The sequence below is a fragment of the uncultured Marinobacter sp. genome (genome assembly GCF_947488835.1).
In the GTDB taxonomy this organism is placed as follows: Bacteria; Pseudomonadota; Gammaproteobacteria; order Pseudomonadales; family Oleiphilaceae; genus Marinobacter.
This window is the reverse complement of sequence record NZ_CANLBK010000004.1, coordinates 220,063-239,351: the sequence shown is the minus strand read 5'-3', so window position 1 is coordinate 239,351 and position 19,289 is coordinate 220,063. Positions and strand designations below refer to the sequence as shown.

General features: G+C 55.3%; 16 protein-coding genes. 7 read left to right on the top strand and 9 right to left on the bottom strand.

What is annotated here, in order from left to right:
* Complete coding sequence (locus Q0824_RS14695) at positions 1-2,400, top strand: xylulose 5-phosphate 3-epimerase (RefSeq protein WP_298452266.1); 2,400 nt, start codon at positions 1-3, stop codon at positions 2,398-2,400.
* A 3-nt stretch (positions 2,401-2,403) separates the two neighbouring features.
* Here Q0824_RS14695 and Q0824_RS14690 read toward each other — a convergent pair whose 3' ends face one another.
* The 7 genes from Q0824_RS14690 to cysZ all read right to left on the bottom strand — a co-directional run bounded on the left by Q0824_RS14690 (position 2,404) and on the right by cysZ (position 12,114).
* The gene (locus Q0824_RS14690) at positions 2,404-4,152 is read right to left on the bottom strand and encodes an alkaline phosphatase D family protein (RefSeq protein WP_298452264.1); all 1,749 of its coding nucleotides are present in this window, start codon (positions 4,150-4,152) and stop codon (positions 2,404-2,406) included.
* A 260-nt stretch (positions 4,153-4,412) separates the two neighbouring features.
* Positions 4,413-4,988, bottom strand: coding sequence for a glutathione S-transferase N-terminal domain-containing protein (locus Q0824_RS14685; protein WP_298452261.1), 576 nt, complete (start codon positions 4,986-4,988; stop codon positions 4,413-4,415).
* A 115-nt stretch (positions 4,989-5,103) separates the two neighbouring features.
* The gene (locus tag Q0824_RS14680) at positions 5,104-5,310 is read right to left on the bottom strand and encodes a cold-shock protein (RefSeq protein WP_200202291.1); all 207 of its coding nucleotides are present in this window, start codon (positions 5,308-5,310) and stop codon (positions 5,104-5,106) included.
* 236 nt (positions 5,311-5,546) lie between these two features.
* Positions 5,547-5,927 (bottom strand): fluoride efflux transporter CrcB, encoded by a 381-nt coding sequence (crcB, locus tag Q0824_RS14675; RefSeq protein ID WP_298452258.1) that lies wholly within the window; start codon positions 5,925-5,927, stop codon positions 5,547-5,549.
* Between the two features lie 17 nt (positions 5,928-5,944).
* Positions 5,945-8,395, bottom strand: a complete 2,451-nt coding sequence (locus Q0824_RS14670; RefSeq protein ID WP_298452255.1) for an acyl-CoA dehydrogenase — start codon at positions 8,393-8,395, stop codon at positions 5,945-5,947.
* A 67-nt stretch (positions 8,396-8,462) separates the two neighbouring features.
* A complete protein-coding gene (gene rapA / locus Q0824_RS14665; protein WP_298452251.1) occupies positions 8,463-11,348 on the bottom strand; it encodes an RNA polymerase-associated protein RapA in 2,886 nt (961 codons plus the stop codon).
* A gap of 16 nt (positions 11,349-11,364) precedes the next feature.
* The gene (gene cysZ / locus Q0824_RS14660) at positions 11,365-12,114 is read right to left on the bottom strand and encodes a sulfate transporter CysZ (protein ID WP_298452249.1); all 750 of its coding nucleotides are present in this window, start codon (positions 12,112-12,114) and stop codon (positions 11,365-11,367) included.
* Positions 12,115-12,211: 97 nt separating this feature from the next.
* Between cysZ and Q0824_RS14655 the strand changes: the two genes are divergently transcribed.
* The 6 genes from Q0824_RS14655 (at position 12,212) to Q0824_RS14630 (ending at position 17,678) form a co-directional block, all read left to right on the top strand.
* Positions 12,212-12,616 carry a VanZ family protein gene (locus tag Q0824_RS14655; protein WP_298452247.1) on the top strand — a complete coding sequence of 135 codons (405 nt, stop codon included), beginning with the start codon at positions 12,212-12,214 and terminating at the stop codon, positions 12,614-12,616.
* A gap of 473 nt (positions 12,617-13,089) precedes the next feature.
* A complete protein-coding gene (gene mnmH, locus Q0824_RS14650) occupies positions 13,090-14,193 on the top strand; it encodes a tRNA 2-selenouridine(34) synthase MnmH (protein WP_298452244.1) in 1,104 nt (367 codons plus the stop codon).
* Between the two features lie 140 nt (positions 14,194-14,333).
* Complete coding sequence (locus Q0824_RS14645) at positions 14,334-15,167, top strand: mechanosensitive ion channel domain-containing protein (RefSeq protein WP_298452241.1); 834 nt, start codon at positions 14,334-14,336, stop codon at positions 15,165-15,167.
* A gap of 167 nt (positions 15,168-15,334) precedes the next feature.
* Positions 15,335-15,889 (top strand): aminoacyl-tRNA deacylase, encoded by a 555-nt coding sequence (locus Q0824_RS14640; protein ID WP_298452238.1) that lies wholly within the window; start codon positions 15,335-15,337, stop codon positions 15,887-15,889.
* Positions 15,890-15,974: 85 nt separating this feature from the next.
* Positions 15,975-17,270, top strand: coding sequence for an FAD-dependent monooxygenase (locus tag Q0824_RS14635; RefSeq protein ID WP_298452235.1), 1,296 nt, complete (start codon positions 15,975-15,977; stop codon positions 17,268-17,270).
* A 42-nt stretch (positions 17,271-17,312) separates the two neighbouring features.
* Positions 17,313-17,678, top strand: coding sequence for a histidine triad nucleotide-binding protein (locus Q0824_RS14630; protein WP_200202300.1), 366 nt, complete (start codon positions 17,313-17,315; stop codon positions 17,676-17,678).
* Between the two features lie 27 nt (positions 17,679-17,705).
* Here the strand turns inward: Q0824_RS14630 and phoU are convergent, their stop codons facing one another.
* Positions 17,706-18,428, bottom strand: coding sequence for a phosphate signaling complex protein PhoU (phoU, locus tag Q0824_RS14625; protein ID WP_298452230.1), 723 nt, complete (start codon positions 18,426-18,428; stop codon positions 17,706-17,708).
* A 31-nt stretch (positions 18,429-18,459) separates the two neighbouring features.
* A complete protein-coding gene (gene pstB, locus Q0824_RS14620; RefSeq protein WP_298452227.1) occupies positions 18,460-19,287 on the bottom strand; it encodes a phosphate ABC transporter ATP-binding protein PstB in 828 nt (275 codons plus the stop codon).
* Between the last annotated feature and the right edge of the window lie 2 nt (positions 19,288-19,289).

The following is a 19,289-nucleotide window of genomic DNA, read 5'->3' as shown; positions in this document are numbered from 1 at the left end:
ATGCCATCACACATCTCGCCATCCACGGCCTGTTCCGAGTATGAACTCTGGCGCAAGGGATATGGCGTTATCCAACATACCGAGACCACTTGCGAGCGTGTTCAGCATCTGGCGGCGCACCTTGTTGCCAAAGGTCTTCAACCTGATTCAGCCACAGTCTACCGCAAGTTGGCGGATCTTGACCGGTTAACCAGCGCTGGCATGTGGCTGGTAGTACACATGACCTACGCAAATCGCGTAGACACCTCCGGTGCACCACTGGCCCCAACGGACTTCAAAAGCACTCCGGAAGGTCACACCGGCGGAGCGTTGAATATGGTGCCGGCTTACGCAGCTTATATGGCACGCAACAACCTGACGGGCCAAACCCGCAGCTGGCTTATGGGCCAGGGCCATTGCGTAGCCGCCATTGATGCGTTGAATGTGCTAACGGGCAATCTCCTCCCGGAGCAGCATAAACGCTACACCGGAACAGATGGGCTGTCACGGATGGTAGCGGATTTTTACAGCTACCAACAAAAACCGGACGGCAGCGTGGCAGCGCCGCTGGGTAGCCATGTTAATCCCTACACAGCGGGAGGCATTATTGAGGGTGGCTATCTGGGCTTTGCCGAGCTTCAGTACGCACACATGCCATTGCCCGGAGAGTCTCTGGTCGCCTTTCTATCCGATGGTGCCGCCGAAGAACAGCGCGGCAGCGACTGGATTCCCCGTTGGTGGCGGGCAGCCGATTGTGGTCTGGTTACCCCCGTTATGATTGCCAACGGTCGCCGCATTGAGCAACGTACTGAGTTGGGCACCCGCGAAGGGCTGGAGCGATTCGAGGCCAGACTGGAGGCCCTTGGCTTCGAGCCATTCAGGTTTGACGGCCGCGACCCGGCAGCCTTCGTGTGCGCCCTTGCCGAGATGGAAAATACACTGCAACAAAGAAGTGAGGAAGCACTGGCAGGCGCGCTGGGCTATCCGGTTCGAATGCCCTACGGTATTGCCGAAACCGTAAAAGGCTTTGGCTTTTACGGCGCCGGCCTGAACCCTGCCCACAACCTACCGCTACCAGGCAATCCACGCATGGATATTCGCGCCCGGGAGCTGTTTCAGACGCACGCGCACCGCCTTTGGGTTGCGCCAGAAGAACTTGCGCAAAGCGTGCAGCGGCTAAAAGAACACACCGAGCAATCCCGCCCCTTGGAGCGCGATCACCCGCTGGCAAGGCGCAATCCGCCCGACCTTGTTATTCCCGCCATCCCTGACCGGGCTGACTCGGTTTCTCCCATGCAGGCAGTGGATGATTTTTTCTGCGCTCTGGTGGCGCAAAACCCGAATCATCGAGCCCGCGTAGGCAACCCGGATGAACTTGCCAGTAACCGCCTGACCGGCGTTCTGGAAAATCTGAAACACCGGGTGAACGATCCGGAGAACGATTCTGAGTCGGTTCATGGCAACATCATCACAGCGCTGAACGAGGAAGCAGTTGTGTCTGCCTGCCTAGCGAACAAGGCCGGGATAAACCTGGTGGCCAGCTACGAAGCATTCTGTGTAAAAATGCTTGGCGCCATCCGCCAGGAGCTCATTTTTGCTCGCCATCAAAAGGCACTGGGCCGCCCTGCCCGCTGGCTTGGTTTGCCGGTTATCGCTACATCCCACACCTGGGAAAATGGCAAAAATGAACAGTCCCACCAAGACACCACTTTCTGTGAGAGCCTGCTGGGTGAAATGAACGATGTATCACGGGTGCTCTTTCCTGCAGATTACAACAGCGCGCTGGCGGTTCTTCCTTCGGTATTTGCCAAGCGAGGAAGCATCAGCTGCATGGTTATTCCTAAACGCAATCGGCCGTGCGTGTTCGATACGCAGGAAGCAGAAGCACTCGCAAGGAACGGGGCGCTGGTGGTAGACGAAGACACCTCCGGGGGAGAGCCGATATTGCTGATTGCCAATGGTGCCTACCAGTTATCGGAATCTATCCGGGCCTGTGAGCGACTGCGGGAAACCGGCACTTCATTCCGCTTGGTCTATATTCAGGAACCCGGACGGTTCAGGGCACCAAGGGACATTCTGGAGGCTGAAAACTGTGTTTCAGAGTTTGAACGAGAACGCCTGTTCCCGAGCCGGTTACATCGAAGAGTTGCCCTGACTCACATGCGCCCCGAAGTATTTCGTGGGCACTTGCACCCGCTGTTCCCTGCTCCCGCCCACAGCAAGGTATTGGGCTATACAAACCGGGGCGGCACACTAAATGAACCCGGAATGTTGTTTGCCAACGGCTGCTCCTGGGGCCACGCTTTAGCAGCCTGTGCCAGTGTTCTGGACAAGCCACCCGGGGAGTGGCTATCCAGTGCAGAACTTGCGGCAGTGGAAGGTCGCGGTGACCCTGCATTGATCACCCGCGGCTTGCGCTGATGGTCAGGAGGGAACGGATTCCACGTAACGATTGCCCGCACCGGGCCGGACTCTCCGGCTTGTACTGCGGGCGGTATCGATGGCGTAGTCACGGGATTTGATGGTATCGACAAAGTACCAATCAGACCGGGCTTCCTCGACAGTGAAGGTCACGATCATAAATCCGCGCTGGTTGATGTTCAGGTAATCCAGATCATCCGCCAGCAGGCTAATACCCTGCTCAGCGCCAGAAATCTGATCTTCGTCAAGCTCAAGGTATTCCTCCAGACCTGGCGATGATACCGACGGTGCAGCAAACTCCACCCCAATCTGGTCGCCGTTAATGTCTTTCAGATTATTAGCCCAGGCGTTGTGGGTATCGCCGGCCAGTACCACAAGGTTTCTGTCCAGTGCTTTGGCTGTGCCCAGCACCACTTCCCGCTCATATTGGTAACCGTCCCAAGCGTCCAAGTTATAGGGAGCAACGGTGTTTATCCGCGCCAACTCCGTTGGTGTAAGTGAAGGTCCTGGAACCAAACCTAAATGCCGGGCCTTTAACCCCGCCAACTCTCCAAGCGCCTGCGGCAAACCGTCAAACTGCTCCGTCGCTATAGCCATCAACAGCTCTGCGGGCAGGTTCATACGCCCCATCAGTATCTGCTGGCCCAGCACCTGCCAGGTCGCTGTGGAGTAGCCCATGGAAGCTTGCAGCCAGAGCAGTTGTTCGGCGCCCAACAATGTACGGTTGGTGCTTCCCACATCCGCTCTGAAGCGGGCCTCATCAAGCCCCGTCTGAGTGAAATAATCCTGGTAGTCCAACTGCCTATCCCGCCCCATGTGACGGGTATCCAGCATGTGCAGATCCACCAGATTACCGAACCGGAAGGTGCGGAAAATTGCCTCGTCATTACCTTCAATCACTGGGCGGATGGGCATCCACTCAAAGTACGCCTGCAAGGCTTCAAGCTTACGGGTGCCATAATCGCCTTCCCCGGTATTGTGGTTTGCGGCTCCGTTTTCCCAGGCATCGTTGGCGATTTCATGGTCATCCCAAACAACGATAAACGGCACTTTCTGGTGCAGTGCCTGCAGATCTGCGTCGCCACGGTAAATTCCATACCGGCGACGATAATCCTTCAGCTTTATTAACTCCAGGTCGTTATCCGCCGGGAAGGTGCGACCCAGCGCAGCGGCATCGGACGCAGCGTAACTGCCAGACTCACTGCTGTACTCGTAGATATAGTCACCCAGGTGCAAAACTGCATCCAGATCATCACGCTTGCTGAGTTCGCGATAAACGTTGAAGTAGCCTGCAGGGTAGTTTGCACAAGACACCACCGCGAGCCGAACTGAGTCCACAGCACCCTCTGGCAAGGTCAGCGTTGTGCCCGAAGGGGACTGGCTATCCGCCGTGCGGAACCGATAATAATATTTTTGTGCCGGGGCGAGCCCACGCACATCCACTTTAACGGTAAAGTCGTGGGCGTTTTTGGCGTCGGCCGTGCCAGAGTGGACCAGTTGCTCAAACCCGGGGTCGGTTGCCACTTCCCAGGCCACACTTACCGGCTTTTCAAAATCCCTGTCTGGCACTACACGGGTCCATAGAACCACACCGTTTGCCAGCGGGTCACCACTTGCCACACCGTGAGTGAAATCCGTGGTGCGTTTATCGTCGCTATCAAATACGCACCCGGCCAAGCCAGTTGACACTACTACAGCGCCCATACCCATAGCAGAGGCTTTCAGGAAATCCCGTCTCGTCAGTTTTGTCATTGTTATATTTCCTTTGAATTCTTGGAGGCTGGGCGCCCGACGCCCAATACGCAACAGCTTATGCCGCTGAAAGAGTCACAATGAAATCTAGTCTGCTTGCATGCAAAACGCACTGCTAAATTGCGACAACGCGATGCCAAATTGCGACACGCAATCAGCCATCCAAAATGCATTCGCAATGAAAAAGGTTAACAGACAGGAATAATGGGAATATGCGAGGTAACAGGTGCCCGGCTGGGCGAGCACCTATGATGCGATGCCTAAGACTGCCGTGGATCGGTCTCGGCTACCCATGGGAGGGTATTATGGCTATCCCGGAAGGCAATCAAGCTTTCGATACCGGTGAAGTCCACAAGATCACGGAAATCAAGCCAGTCTACCAGGCAATAGAGGCAGATGGCCGGGTAGTTCCATTCTTCAAACTGGCCATCTTCCACTTGCGCCGCAAGCGTGCGCAGAGTTGTCATAATACGCTCACGCTGCAAATCAAAAAACAGTACGCCGGGTGCATCTACATCCACGCCGGAACGTCTTGCTAACAACAGGGTAACTGCCGAGTCATTGGCGCCATCAATCAGGGTTAGCTGGTTTTGCTGATCCCATGTAAGTGGGTCTCTACCCTGTTTGGAACTGAGATAGCGGGCAATAATCCGCGAGTCATAAATTTCCTGACCATCGCTTTCCAGCACGGGTATTTTCAGTGCGGGATTGGTTCTTCTGATTTCGTCACGATCTGCGCCGTAAATATCGAGATTCACAAAGTCGTAGCGCTCCTCGTCCAGCAGAATGCGGATGCGCCGAACATAGGGTGAGGTAGTTGATCCAATCAGCTTCATAAGCTCTCCGGTTTTGTAACCCAGTAACTTGGTGCAGGAAAAGAACCTGGCCTTATAACGAAAAAAAGGCAGCCGAAGCTGCCTTTTTGGCGGTTACTACTCTATCCGAGTGGGATTAGAGAGGAGTAACGTTTTCCGCCTGAGGACCTTTCTGGCCCTGGGTAACGGTGAACTCAACTTGCTGGCCTTCAGCCAGAGTCTTGAAACCGCCGCCCTGAATTGCGCTGTAGTGAACAAAAACGTCCGGGCCGCCTTCACGAGTGATAAAGCCAAAGCCTTTAGCTTCGTTGAAGAACTTAACAGTACCGGTAGTAGTAGACATACTTAAACTTCCTGAAATCAATCATATTAACTGCTGCCATTCACTGAATGTGGCTGGTCAGCGTTGTACGGAAATACAGAACTCGCGGAATCAAAAACAGGACGGTCACTACTAACTGCGGAGTACGTCTTATTCATGAAATGCTTTGCTGAATCTTTCCTTCCAAAACACTCTACTACTGAATCGCCAACTTGCCAAGTAGATTTAAAATAAATCCACTAGGTAGTCATACCCATTTAGCCTTTCATTAGACTAAAGGTGTAAATACCCAATGCAGTCATGAGTATAGAGCCAATTACGTGGGCGAGAATCCCGGTTATGGCCATTGCCCATTTGCCATCCTGGATAGCGGAAAACATTTCCAGTGAAAAGGTAGAAAATGTTGTCAGTGCGCCACACAAGCCAGTGATAGCAAACAGGCGCCATTCAGGCGCCAGCGTGCTGGCATGACTGAAATAGCCAATGAGCAAGCCAACCAGCCAGCCGCCGGCGAGGTTGGCTGCGAGGGTGCCATAGGGAATCGCGTGGTAACTGGTGTTCAGCCACAGCCCCAGCAACCAACGCAGGTTGGCGCCAATAACGGCGCCAACACTCACGGCCAAAAAAGACAGCCACATATTAGCGGCCTGCCCCGTTACGCTGGGTTGTGATCAATCACCGTGTCCTTGTTGCGGGCAAACTCATCAAACGGGAAGTCGTCCACCGTGAGCATTTCGTATACAACGGCTTCATACTCATCCATGAACCTGGCTTCTTCTTTGGTGAAAATGCCCGCCTCCAACGCCGCGTCAAAACGCTGCTCCGGATGCAAAGCCGTCATTGGCAGTTCGCCTTTGGCGTATGCCTTGGTGGCTTTGCGATAGAGTTGCTCAGCTTTGTCATAATCTTTCAGCAAACCGTTGTAGCGCGCCACCGGATTCTCCACCGAGCCTTCGCCGTCGGTTGTCCAGGTGCTCGCAAGCAACTTGTGACGAATGGGCGTATCGGTGGATATAAACCGGGCAAGTTTGCGGGCAAGGTCATCATGGGGTTTACCCCAACGCCGGCCCAGCGGCAGAGTAACCCCGCGCAGAACCAATGCGACAGCACGATTTGGCAAGTTGTTCAGAAAGCCATCCAGCGCTTCTTCTGTGCGATGCAAAAGCAAGCCAAGGCTGTACTGCATGACCTCTTTCTCACCTTCTACGGGCTGGGTTTCATGCCAGTTCTTGAGCACCATGGAGGCGAGATACAGGTTGGACAGCATGTCGCCGAGGCGTGCAGAGATCAGCTCGCGCATTTTCAGTTGGCTGCCAAGGGTGGTCATTGCCGCGTCCGAGCACAGGCCAAAGGCAGCGCTGAAGCGGGCAACTGCCTGCGCATATTTGCGGCTTGCGCTGTCAAAAGGCACGTCTGCACGGCCGATACTCAGCGCCTGGGTGAAGGCTCTTGCAGCGTTACCGAAAATCAGGCCCGCGTGGCCAAAGAAGGCGTCGTCAAATGCGTTGATGTCGTCATTATCCTTTGCCGCCAGTTCCTTAAGTACATAGGGATGGCAGCGGATAGCGCCCTGGCCAAAGATCATCAAGCTGCGGGTCATGATATTCGCGCCTTCCACCGTAATGGAAACCGGTGAACCGCTATAGCCTATGCCCAGGTAGTTACGGGGCCCGAGAGTCACCGTTTTCCCACCGTGAACATCCATGGCGTCAGCCAGAATGCCGCGCTGGAATTCAGTCAGGTGATACTTGAGAATCGCCGAGGGCACGGCTGGCTTCTCACCCTTGTCGATCATGTTGGCCGTGTGATTAACCGCCGCCTGGGAAATATAGGTTTTGGCAGCAATACGCGCCAGCGGCTCCTGCACGCCTTCCATATCGGCCACTGGCGTATTGAACTGGCGACGAATGCGGGTGAAACCACCGGCAGTGCCCACAGCATAGGCCGCCGTGCCGGCAGCACCGGAAGGCAAGGTGATGCAACGGCCAACCGAGAGGCATTCAACCAGCATGCGCCAGCCTTGGCCGGCCATATCCAGGCCACCAATAATGTAGTCCAGGGGTATGAACACATCCTTGCCAATGATGGGACCGTTCAGGAAAGGACTTCCTATCGGACAATGGCGACGACCAATTTCCATACCCTTGGTATCGCGGGGAATCAGTGCACAAGTAATGCCATAATCCTTGGTGTCACCCACCAGCCCGTCCGGGTCAAACATACGGAACGCCAGGCCCACAACCGTTGCGATGGGGGCAAGGGTGATCCAGCGCTTTTCAAAATTCAGTCTTATACCAATAACTTCCTTGCCGTCTATCTCCTGCTTACACACGGTGCCAACATCCGGCAATGAGGTGGCATCAGAGCCTGCACGAGTACCGGTAAGGCCAAAACAAGGAATTTCCCGGCCATCCGCCAGTCGCGGCAAGTAGTGTTCTTTTTGCTCTTCCGTACCGTATTTGAGCAGCAATTCGCCAGGCCCAAGGGAGTTGGGCACGCCGACGGTAACCATGAGCATTTCATTGGCGGCGATTTTTTGCAGCACAGCTGTCTGGGCCTTCGCGGAGAAACCGAGACCGCCGTATTCTTTGGGGATGATCATTCCGAAGAACTTCTCTTTCTTGAGGAAGTCCCACAACTCTTTTGGAAGGTCCGCTCGCTCTACCGCAATGTCCCACGCATTACACATGGACACTGCCTGAACGCACTGGTTATCCACAAACGCCTGTTCTTCTTCGCTCAGGCCTGTATGGCGATTGATCAGCAGGTTGTGCCAATCCGGCCTTCCGGTAAATAGCTCACCATCCCAACCGACGGTGCCCGCTTCAAGCGCCACTTTTTCGGTATCAGACACCTTGGGGGCAACTTTCTTAAAAATGGCAAAAATGCGCGGTGTAAGCCAGCTCTGGCGAAGGCCGGGCAGACCCGCCGCAGCGGTAACTGCAGCACCGACAAATAGAATCAGCGCCAGCCATCCAGATGCAAAGATCATCGACAGAACACCAACCACTACCATTACGCCAATGGCAGGCTTGGCACCGGATTCACGCCGCATGACAATCAGCAGGCCTGTCAGCGCTGCTATCAACAGAATCAAAGTCATCATAGGGTCTCTCTGTCATCCATGGGTCAATTTACAAAATGTTACGTCAAGGATATCGCAAAAAACAGCCTCACGCTGTGACGATAACCCGGATCCCTTCCAGGGCCAGACTGGCGTGCCCGATAGCCTCACGCGCGGCATCCAGCTGGTTACGGAAATAATCGATTTCCTCGTCCCGAATCGCCGGGTTCACTCTTTTCAGAGCTTCCAGCCTGCGAATCTCTGGCTCAAAGTTTGCTGCTAACTGCTCCAGCGCCTTTTGCTTCATTGGCTCCAGATGCGGTGCTGACAACCGCTCCACATGATCCACCATGGTTTCTACCTGCGGCCGGATCTGCGGCACAATCGCCTGGGCAGTGCGGCGACGGATATTGGAACAGATATCGTTCAATCGGTCATGGGGCAGCGCTGCAGAGAGCTCTTTCCCATTCACATCTACCAGAAGCCGCAAGGGAGAAACCGGCAGGTATCGGGTCAACTGCAGAGCTTCCGGTGCAGGGCAGTGCACGGTAAACAGTGCTTCCATTAGCAAGGTACCCGGTGGCAACGCCTTCACCGACAGGCTGGCCAGGGCCGCCTTGCCCAAGCCAGAGCTGGTCACCGAGTCCATCACGCCGGTCACCATGGGGTGCTCCCAGCTCATGAAGGCGATGTCTTCGCGCTCCAGCGCATGCTGGCGATCCCAGGTCACCGTTACACCGTCTTCCGGCAGCTCGGCAACGTGGCCGGCCTGATATTGTTCCCCGGGGCGCAGAATATCCGCATGGTCAGAATGATCTTCGATATCCACCCCGAGAATATCGAAGGCTTCGATCATGTAATCACGCACCTCGGCTGAACCTTCTTCCTCCTCAATACCCGCAATCAGCGCATCAGCTATATCACGGCGGCAGGAGTTAAGCTCGATCAACGCATCGCGACCATTTTGCAGCAATGTTTTTAAACGGCCAGTCTCGGCAGCCGAGGCTTCAACCAGGCTATCCAGCACCGACAGATCGCCTTCAATGGCACTCGTCCATTGCTCGCCAACCTTCTCCTGTACCGCAACACCAACGGCGCAGCTTTCAGAGAACGCGTTCAGGCCTTCCTGGAACCAGCGGTACTGAACCTCTTGCGAGGTGCCCTGAAGGTAAGGAATATGAATGTCGATGGTTTCCGTTTGCCCGATGCGATCCAGTCGACCGATGCGTTGCTCGAGCAAGTCAGGGTTGGCTGGCAAATCAAACAGTACAAGGTGGTGAGCAAACTGGAAGTTGCGGCCTTCGCTGCCAATCTCCGAACAAATCAGCGCCTGGGCACCTTGTTCATTATCAGCAAAGTAGGCAGCCGCACGATCACGCTCCACCAGGCTCAAATGCTCATGAAATGCCGCACTGCGAATACCAGCGCGCAGCTGAAGGTAATGCTCCAGCGCCATCGCGGTTTCGGCCAGGGCGCAGATAACCACAACCTTGGCCGGCCGCAAGCCCGCCAGCTTTTTCTCCAGCCAGGCAACCCTGGGGTCATCCATCAGCCACAACTCCTCTGGCACGGATTGCTCCGGGGCCAGGCCGGGGTAACCGAACTCTTGCCCCAGATACATCTCGGGGCACTCAAGAGGAACGGCATTGGCCCGCCGCTCAGGAAACCCCTGAATGGCTGCGCGAGTATTACGGAAAAGAACCCGCCCGGTGCCATGGCGATCCAGCAGCGCATCTATAACAGCCTGTCGTGGTGAATCCCCCGCCAACAACTGCGCCAGCTCATCACCTAGCCAGGCCTGCAGTGCTTTGCGGTCATCCTCATGAATGTCTGAACTCTCATCCTGCAAGCGCCGCACTACGCCGTTAATCGCCTCGTACTGCAACTCTTCGTCCTGGAACGCCTGCAAATCATGAAAACGTGCAGGGTCGAGCAGCCTCAACCGGGCAAAGTGGCTAGCCACACCCACCTGTTCCGGTGTCGCAGTCAGCAACAGAAGGCCATCGCTGATTGCTGAAAGCTCCTCTACCAGCTGATATTCCGGGCTTACGTCTTCCGGGCTCCAGGCCAGGTGATGGGCCTCGTCTACAACCATCAGGTCCCAATCGGCTTTCAGCACGTCTGCCCGGGCTTTCTCGCTGTTCACCAGAAAATCGAGACTGCACAGAACCAGTTGGTCACTTTCAAAGGGGTTAACAGATGAGTCGTCGCCGAAAATATGATCCATCAGCGCATCAACATCACTCTCTGAGTCTTTGAGGGCGTCGTAACGGCTCTGATCAACGATGGAGAAGCGCAGATTGAAGCGCCGGAGCATTTCCACCAGCCACTGGTGAATCAACGAATCCGGTACCACGATCAGGGCCCGCTTAGCCCGGCCAGTCTGCAACTGATAATGAAGAATAAGACCGGCTTCAATGGTTTTACCAAGACCAACTTCGTCTGCCAGAAGCACTCGCGGCGCGTGACGCTTGGCGACTTCGTGGGCGATATAAATCTGGTGCTGTAAATGCTGTGTGCGAGCGCCAATCAGCCCACGGGCGGGAGACGCCCGCAACCGGTCCATGTGCTGCAGTGTGGCGAAGCGCAGGCGGAAAGCACCGTTGCGGTCAAATTGGCCGGCAAACAGGCGTTGATGGGGCGCAGAGAAATTGACAGAGCCGGCGAGTTTTACTTCAGAGATCTGTTCCAGACCTGCCTCAGGCTGCTCGTCACCCTCCGCCAACGGCTCCCCGTGGTACAAAAGCACACCACCGAGATCCTCGACCGCCCGCACCAGATACTTGGAGCCATCGAAGGTCTCGATTTCCTCACCAAGCTGGTACACGATGCGGGAAAGCGGCGCGTTATCAATGGCGTAGGTGCGTTCTTCATCGGCCGCAGGAAAACCCAGGGTAATCCGACGGCCAGAAATGTCTGTTACTATTCCCAGCCCGAGCGCTGTATCGCTGTGGCTGACCCAACGCTGGCCAATAGCAAGTTCCGATGCGTCCAAAAAACCTCCAAACTCTTTAATTACGTGTTGCGCCGTTTTCGCGCACCCAATAGGCAGTCGCCCCGCAAACAGCGGCGGGAACCACAATAAGATTCAAAACAGGCACCATGGCGGCCAAAGCCACGGGCAGCCCGAAACCCAAAGCAGATAAACGGGTATCGGCAAGCAGTTGGCGCAAGGCCTTGAAGCTCACCTTGTGGTTGTCTGCGGGGTAATCCACATACTGCAACGCCATCATCCAGCTGTTAAACAGGAACCACAGCACGAGCGCCACCAGATTGACCACCGGGATCAAGCCAATGATGAACAGCCCAATAGCCCGTGGCAGGTAATAGACAATTTTTTGCACTTCCCGCCAGAGCGCCCGGGGGATGTCTTTTATGATCGCCGTCCAGCCATCATCAGTGCTGACTTCCTGGCCGGTGAGGTGCTTCTCCGTGAGTTCTGCCAGATAACCGTAGAAAGGCGAGCCAATCAGGTTGGCGATTATCACAAAGCCGTATGCCAGCATGAGCAGGATGACAGCGCCGTACAAAATCCAGAACAACCAGTCGAGCGCCTGCAGCCAGGCCCAGTCAGGCAGCCAGCCCATGGCAGTCGCAATCAAAGCGCCGAAAAGTTCGCCCAGAAAATAGAACAACAATCCGAAGAGAAAAATGTTGATAACAAGCGGAATGACGACAAATAGCCGCAAACCAGGCTGGCGAATCAGGTGAAAACCCTCACCCAGATAGCCCAGTCCACGAAAAAAATTACCTCTGAGCATCGCCGAATGGCCCTCCGCTTCAATGACAGTGACGGGGCGCAAAGCATATCATGTTGAAAACCTTCACACAGCCAGAGAACTCTGACGGATTTCACCAATGGGAACACTGAAACATCAACTGACAAGCCTGCTGAACTTCCGGCCGCTGTGGCGCTTTGCCCTGCTGCTGTCGGTCATTGCTATTGGCTTTCTGGCAACCACAAGCAACAGTTACCCGATCCCCTCAGCCCCCAGCGACAAAGTGAACCACTTGATCGCATTTGTTGAGCTCACGCTGGTTACGCGGTTAGCCTGGCCGGAGCTCCGCGCCATCTGGTTCGCACCGGCGCTGCTGGCTTTTGGGCTGGGCATAGAAGCTGTTCAAGCCCTTCTTCCCTACCGGGACTTCTCGCTGGCAGACGTGGCCGCTGACGGCGCAGGAATACTGATTGGCCTCCTACCCTGGCCCGGACTCCCCTCAAGCAACAAAAGGGATTTGAGAAATTCGCCCAAATCCGTGTGAGATATATCGCACAAACGTGTGCGATCTTGCAGCAATCGATCGTGCGCACCCGCTACAACCATCACCGAAAATTACTTAACATACTGATATAATTACGCTTCCGTAATCTTTTTGAGGGAACTCCAAACACAAGCGTGCACGGCTCACACTTTTCCATACTCATCCATTGGTATAGTGGCTTCGTCAAGGATGACAAGGATAAGGACGACGCACTGGATGCGCCCCGGCATGGAATGCAGGGAGAAGCAGGGACACAGGGATATCTGGCTTAAGGGATAACTATTCGGATTGCTGGCTCGGACGCCGGCACCACGGAGTGGCAAAAGGATTCGCAACACGGTTGTTGCACTCAGCGCAAGGATGCGCCGACCTGTTCCGGTAAAGGGCAGCCTCAGGGCTGCCCTTTTTTTTCACGGATTTTCTACACATCCGCTATACTGCCGCCTCATTCTGGCAAGCAATTGAGCCCTGAAATGCCAAGCAGACCCGATACCGAAAACTACCTGTCGCTGTTCCTGAACAACACTCCTCTGATGGATGTCCGGGCACCGGTAGAGTTTGCCAGGGGCAGCTTCCCTGGCGCTGTAAACGCACCGCTGATGAATGATGAAGAGCGGCACCGGGTAGGCATCTGCTATAAGGAAAAGGGACAGGATGAAGCCATTCGGCTCGGCCACCAACTGGTTTCCGGGGATGTTCAAGCTCAGCGCATCGAAACCTGGAAGCGATTTATAGCGAACCATCCGGAAGGTTATCTGTTCTGCTTCCGTGGCGGCTTGCGCTCCAGGCTGACCCAGCAGTGGATCAGGGATGCCGGCATTGATTACCCACTCGTGAAAGGCGGCTATAAAGCCCTACGTCGGTTCCTCATCGACAGCCTCGACGAACTCATCAATTCCGCGGATTTCCGTATCATCAGTGGGCGCACAGGGACCGGCAAAACCCGCGTGCTGCATCAACTCCCCAACCCGGTAGATCTGGAAGGCCTGGCAAATCACAGGGGTTCCAGCTTCGGGCGACAAGTAACGCCGCAGCCATCCCAAATAGACTTTGAAAATCGCCTGGCCGTTGCCATGCTGAAAGCGCACCACTTGAAGGGTGGCCCGATCTATCTCGAAGATGAAAGTCGCCTGGTTGGTCGCTGCGCACTGCCCGATGCGCTGAAAGAGCGAATGGCCCGCACACCCCTGCTGATTCTTGAGGAATCGTTGGAAGACCGCACTCGCATTATCAGGGAAGATTATGTGGAAAATATGGCTGCTGACTACATGAGCCGTGATGGCGAGGAGGCCGGCTGGCTGAATTTTCGTGACTACCTTCTGGGCGCTCTTGAACGTATCAGTAAACGGCTGGGAGGCGAACGTCACCGCCAGCTGAAAAACCTTATGGAGCACGCGCTGACACAACAGGAAAGCAATGGTGACCTGGAAGGCCATGATGCCTGGATTCAGCCGCTGCTGCAGGATTACTATGATCCTATGTACGATTATCAGCTCCGCCAGAAGCAGGGAAAAATCCTGGCTCGTGGAGATTCCGGCGCCTTGCTTGAGTGGGCGGAAAAAGCGAACCCGGCCTAGACACATGGGCGCGCCCTGCAACCCGCATGTACCTCTGCGGATTTGTCTGCTATATAAGTGGTTTAACCTATCGGGCTACGCCGGATTTTTACTACAAAAAGCTGTACCCACTCATCATCAAGAACGAATAAGGAACCACAATGGAAGAGCTATTTAGCGCGGACGGACGCGCCGCAGAATACATGGATCAGGCCATCGCATTGGTTATGACCTACGCCCCAAAGGTCCTGCTGGCGATTATCACACTGATTGTCGGCATGTGGCTGATCAATCGCTTTGTAAGCGTACTGGACGCGAAGCTTGGCAAAAAAGACCCTACCCTGAACAAGTTCCTGTGCGGTCTTATCGGCGCCATTCTGAAGATCCTCCTGCTCGTCTCTGTCGCCTCCATGGTCGGCATTGCGACCACCTCGTTCGTTGCCATCATTGGTGCCGCCGGCCTGGCTGTTGGCTTCGCACTGCAAGGCAGCTTGGGGAACTTTGCAGGTGGTGTGCTAATCCTGCTTTTCAAGCCGTTCAAAGTAGGTGACGCGATCGAAGCGCAAGGCTTTCTAGGCTCTGTGCGCGAAATCACCATTCTCTACACGATTGTCGACACCTTCGATAATCGCCGCATAGTGATCCCTAACGGCGAACTGTCCAACTCCAGTCTGACCAACATGAGCGTTTACGAAACACGCCGCTGCGATATGTCCTTTGGCATCGGCTACAGCGATGACATCGACAAGGCAAGAGACATTATTCTGCGCCTTATCTCCGAGGACGAGCGCGCTTTGAAAGATCCGGAGCCGCTCGTGGTTGTTGGTAGCCTGGGCGATAGCTCGGTCAATCTGACCGTACGCGCCTGGACCAAGGCCGGCGACCTGTGGCCATTCAACTGGGCCATGCAGGAGGCTGTGAAGAAAGCGTTTGATGCCGAAGGTATCTCCATCCCCTTCCCCCAGCGCGACGTGCATTTGTACAAAAGCGAGTGAAGTAGCAATCCGTATCGCATAGATACAACCCGTTACTCGCATTCGGCACAACCTCAGCTAAGCTGACGATTAATGACGGGGCCTGATGGCCCCGTCAAACGTCGTCGGAGTGGAGCTCATATCAAGCCATTCCGGGTTGCTGTCCATGCTGGTAGGAGGCTGTCACTATGCCGATTCAGCAGTTAAAAGAATTTCTGGATGGGGCAAATGTTGAATACATGTGCCTCACCCACCCCCCCGCGTTTACCGCTCAGCAACTGGCTCACCACGTGAAGATTGCGGGTGACAAGGTTGTCAAAACTGTCATTATCGAACTCGATGGAAAAATGGCCATGCTGGTCATGCCTGCAACCTGGCGTGTTCGCTGGGAGAGCCTTTCCCGCATTCTGGATACGGACTTTGTGGACCTTGCCGACGAGCAGGCGTTTCAGGATCGGTTCCCCGATTGCGAAGTGGGTGCAATGCCGCCCTTCGGCAGCTTGTTCGGGATGACGGTGTATTGTGCTGAGCCGCTGACAGAACAGCCGGAGCTCGCCTTTGCCGCAGGCAGCCATACCGAAACCCTGCACATGAAAACCCGGGACTTCCTGAATCTGGTACAGCCCATCGTGCTCAACCGGGGCTTTATCAAGCCCGGTGCCCAGAAGCCTGCCTGGCTTAAAAAGAGCCGGCGCCAGCCAGGAGAACCCTCCGAGCACTTGGTCTCGGGCATGATAGGTTGAGGGAGCTTTCGTAACCGGCTTGATCCCGGTCGCTTGTCTGTTCTTTGCCATCGCGTAAACTGTGGGCATCAGACAGGAACCCGATATGACTCAAGCTTTTGATATTGTGATTGTCGGTGCCGGCATGGTCGGCGCCGCACTAGCCACTGGCCTCGGGCGAGAGGGCTTTAGCGTCGCGATGGTTGATCGCGCCCCTGCCCCCGGTTTCGACCCTGATTCGGCCCCCGATATCCGCGTGTCAGCTCTCAGCGCAGGCAGCGAGCGCTATCTGCAAAGCCTGGGCGCCTGGAATCATATCCTTGCCATGCGCGCCACACCCTATCGTCGACTCGCTGTGTGGGATGAAACCAGGCACCCGTTGAGCAACCTTCTCCCGCGAACATCCAATCAGGTGGAATTTGATGCGACCGGGTTGAACACGTCTCACCTTGGTCATATTGTGGAAAATTCAGTCACCCAGCAGGGCCTTTGGCAGGCTGCGGAAGCTGAATCCTCTGTCACCATACTCGCCGGCAATGGCGTTACTGGCATTACCCAAACAGGCGAGCAGGCCATCGTTGCGCTTGAGAACGGAGCGCAGCTCAGCGCCACACTGGTTATTGGTGCAGATGGTGCACAATCGCGGGTGCGGGACATGGCCGGCATAGGTGTTACACGGAATCAATACGGCCAGCAGGCCATGATCATTTCCGTGCGTTATCAGGGCCCGGTGCAAGACATTACCTGGCAAGGGTTCTATCCGTCAGGACCCAGAGCCTTCCTGCCGCTTTACGCCGCCGGCACTGACAACCCGGGTGAAAGCCGCGCGTCGCTGGTATGGTACGACTCCCCTGAGGAAATCGTCCGGCTGAAAAGCCTGAGCAATGAAGCGCTGATGGCGGAAATACAGCAGGCTTTTCCGGCAGAGCTCCCGCAGCTTAACCATATTGAAGATCGCGCCAGCTTTCCCATCGCCCGCCAGCATGCCAAGCAGTATTCCGCAGGGCGTATTGTGCTGGTGGGAGACGCCGCCCATACCATCAACCCTTTGGCGGGACAGGGAGTGAATCTTGGTTTTCAGGATGCCCAGTGCTTGCAAAGTATCCTGAAAGAAGCACGTAGAGCTGGCAGAGATCTGGCCGACGCCTCGGTATTGGCAAGCTATGAACAGCAACGGCGCCCGGCAAACCGGCGCATGATGTATGCCATGGATGCCTTCTATCACCTGTTCAGCAATCAGATTCCGCCCGTTCATCTGCTCCGCAATCTGGGGTTAGGCGCCGCTCGCGCTCTGCCCTTTGCCCGTAACCGGGTGGCACGTTACGCCATGGGAATCGACGAAGAGCTGCCGGCGGTTATCCGGCAGTTAACTGCCCGGCTACCGGGCCTGAACCAGCTTTAAGTGTCTGAACAATCAAGTCACAACAAATAAAAGGAAATCAGGATGTCCGAAACCCTTTTTACCAAGATCATCAACCGCGAAATCCCGGCGGATATCGTTTATGAAGACGACATCAGCCTGGCATTTCGGGATATCAACCCGCAGGCGCCAGTGCACCTGCTGATTATCCCGAAAAAGCTGATCGCGACCATTAACGACATTGAAGAAATGGATCGCGAGCTGGTTGGCCACCTGTACTGGGTAGCCGCCAAGCTCGCAAAGGAGATGGGTTTTGCCGAAGACGGTTATCGCACCGTGATGAACTGCGGCGAAAACTCCGGCCAGACGGTATTCCATATTCACCTGCACTTGCTGGCAGGAAAACCTTTGGGCTGGCCACCTTATACCGATAAAATGAAGCAGGCCTGAGCAGTCCAGACTTGGCTAAAGTGGGGCTTAACGCCCCACTACCCGCTCCGCCTCTTCCATGGGTGTATGGCGCACGTCTTCGCCTTTGACCATGAAAATCACGTTCTCGGCAATGTTGCAGGCGTGATCCCCCACCCGCTCCAGCGACCGAAGCACCCACATCACTGACATGCACCGTGAGATGTTACGGGGGTCTTCCATCATAAAGGTCAGCAGGGTGCGGGCCGCAGCCTGATATTCCTCATCCACCCGTTTGTCTTCCTTCATTACTCGCAGTGCCTGCTCGGAATCCAGGCGCGCAAACGCATCCAGTGAATCGTGAAGCATGGTAATTACATGGGCACTAATGTGGCGCACCTCCACATAGCCCTGTGGCGACTGACCTTCATCCAGGAGCTTGATGGCAAACTTGGCAATTTTCTTGGCTTCGTCGCCCACCCGCTCCAGATCTGCAACCATTCTGATCACCGAAATCACCAGCCTTAGATCGCGGGCTGTCGGTTGACGACGGGCAATGATCAGCATCGCCTCTTCGTCGATATCCATCTCCATGCGATCGACCAACTTGTCTTTAGCCCGTATCTCATCCGCAGTGTGGCCGTCGCCATCAATGAGTGCCTTAACAGCGCTGTCGATTTGAGTCTCCACCAGGCCACCCATTTTCAGGAATCGGGTTTGCAGGGCCAGCAACTCATCATTGAATCGATTGGAGATATGGTCTCCGTATACGTCATCTTTTTTCGTAGGCATTGTGACTCTCCCCTGTTCTTTAAACTCTGGATCAGCCAAACCGGCCAGTGATGTAGGATTCCGTCAACTCATGTTCCGGCATGGTGAAGACCTTGCTGGTGTCGTTTACTTCCACAAGATGGCCCAGGTGGAAGTAGGCGGTGCGATTGGAAACCCGCGCAGCCTGCTGCATGGAGTGGGTCACGATCACTATGGTGTAGCTTTCGGACAACTCGGCAATCAGCTCCTCAATTCTGGCAGTGGCTATCGGGTCTAGTGCCGAACAGGGCTCATCCATTAGCACCACTTCCGGGCTGACCGCTATGGCTCTGGCGATGCACAACCGCTGCTGCTGTCCGCCGGACATGCCGGTTGCCATGGCATCAAGGCGGTCTTTAACCTCATTCCACAAGCCGGCCTTACGCAGACTGTTTTCCACTATGTCGTCCAAGTCAGACTTGCGATTGGCCAGGCCATGAATGCGGGGGCCGTAGGCGACGTTATCGTAGATAGACTTGGGGAAGGGATTGGGCTTCTGGAATACCATACCCACCCGGGCACGCAGCTCCACCACATCCCGTTTGGGGTCGTAGATGTCCTGGCCATCCAAGAGCAAAGAGCCTTTGATCCGGCAGCTCTCGATGCTGTCGTTCATTCGGTTCAGGCAGCGCAAAAAGGTGGACTTGCCGCAGCCGGAAGGCCCGATAAACGCAATAACTTCGTTGCGGGCGATATCCAGGCTGATGTTTTTGATGGCTGGAGATTCGCCATAGAACACTCCCACATTCCGCAGATGAAATTTTGGGTCGTCGGAGAAGGGAATGCCGACGGTTTTGCCTTCTTCAATTGTGGTTTCTGCTGGACTCATACTAATACTCATAA